The organism is Pseudomonas sp. GD03858 (assembly GCF_029840925.1).
GTDB lineage: Bacteria > Pseudomonadota > Gammaproteobacteria > Pseudomonadales > Pseudomonadaceae > Aquipseudomonas.
In genome coordinates, this window is record NZ_JAOCDM010000217.1 from 1 (window position 1) to 1,730 (window position 1,730).

A 1,730-nucleotide genomic window follows, 5' to 3' on the forward strand; every position below is an offset into this window, starting at 1 on the left:
GATACTCGGTGGCAGTGGCGTTCCACTGCTCGACGATCTGTTCGCGTTCCGCGTCATCCAGCAATGCCAGCTGGTCGAGCGGCAGCGCCGGGTCGGCGACGACCTGCTCCAGCAGCCGCAACCAGTGCTGGGCCAGGCGCTCGATGCTGGCCGCGTCGAACAGGTCCGTGGCATAGCTGAAACCAGCCAGCAGCCCTTCGTCGCTGTCGAAGGTGTCCAGCTTCAGGTCGACCTGGGCACTGAAGGTGTCGCTGGCCAACGCTTCCAGGCGCAGCCCGGCCGCCTCGGCGGCAACGCTTGCCGGCGCTTGCGCCTGGTGGTTGAACATCACCTGGAACAACGGGTTGTAGCTCAGGCTGCGCTCCGGGCGCAGGGCATCGACCAGTTGCTCGAACGGCAGGTCTTGGTGCGCCTGGGCTTGCAGCGCGGTGCGCTTGACCTGTTGCAGCAAGTCGCTGAACGACTGGCCGGCGTCGAACCGTGCCTTGAGCACCTGGGTGTTGACGAAGAAGCCGATCAGCCCTTCGGTTTCCAGGCGGTTGCGGTTGGCGATCGGCACGCCGACCCGTACATCGTCCTGGCCGCTGTAGCGCTGCAACAGGCCCTGGAACGAGGCCAGCAACCACATGAACAGCGTCACCCCCTGCTCACGCGCCTGCTGCTTGAGCGCCCCACTCAACCCGGCCGGCAACGGCAGCACGACGCGGGCGCCACGGTAGCTCGGCTGCGCCGGCCGCGAACGGTCGGTAGGCAGCTCCAGCACCGGTTGCTCACCACCCAGTTCGCCGGTCCAGAACGCCAACTGGCGCTCGCGCTCGCCGGCCTCCATCCAGTCGCGCTGCCAGGCAGCGTAATCGGCATACTGCACCGGCAGCGGCGCCAGGCTGGCGGCTCGCCCCTCGAGGCTGGCGGCGTACAGCTCGCTCAACTCGCGCGCCATCAGTTGCATCGACCAACCGTCCGAGACGATATGGTGCTGGGTCACCACCAGCAGGTGCTGGTCCGCCGCCAGGCGTGCCAGGCGAACCCGCAGCAGCGGCCCCTCGCGCAGGTCGAACAGGCGTTGCACCTCGCGCTCCACATAACCACGCAGTTGCTCGTCCTGCTGTTGCGCGCTACCCGACAGGGCCAGGGCATCCTGCTCAATCGCCAGGCGCAGGGTCGGCTCTACCCGCTGACAAGCCCGCCCCTGCTCCTCGACGAAGCGTGTGCGCAGGGTTTCATGCCGCGCCAGCAGCCCATCGAAGGCCTGTTGCAGGGCCGCCACGTCGAGCGGACCGACAAGGCGCAGGGCCAACGGGATGTGGTAGGCGCTGCTGTCCGGCTGCAACTGCCAGAGGAACCACTGCCGCTCCTGGGCATAGGACAACGGCAAGGCCTGTTCTCGCGAACGTGGCAGCAAGGGCGGTTGCGGCTGCGCCTTGGCCTGGTCCAGCACCTGGCAGAACGAGGCCAGGGTGGGCTGCTCGAACAGGCTGCGCAGGTCCACCTCACGCTGCAGTGCTTGGCGCACTCGTGAAATCACCTGAGTGGCCAGCAGCGAATGACCGCCAAGGGCGAAGAAGTTGTCGTGCAGGCCAACCTGTTCAATGCCCAGCACCTCTTGCCAGATCTGTGCAATGCGTTGTTCCAACGCACTCTGCGGCGCCACATAGGCCTGCTGGTGCTGGCTCATATCCGGCGCCGGCAGCGCCTTGCGCTCCAGCTTGCCGTTGGGGCTCACCGGCAAT

Annotated in this window: 1 protein-coding gene; it reads right to left on the reverse strand. The window is 67.0% G+C overall.

Annotation, left to right across the window (positions count from 1 at the left end):
- A partial coding sequence (locus N5D48_RS26090) for a condensation domain-containing protein (protein ID WP_279889020.1) occupies positions 1-1,730 on the reverse strand: 1,730 nt, incomplete at both ends.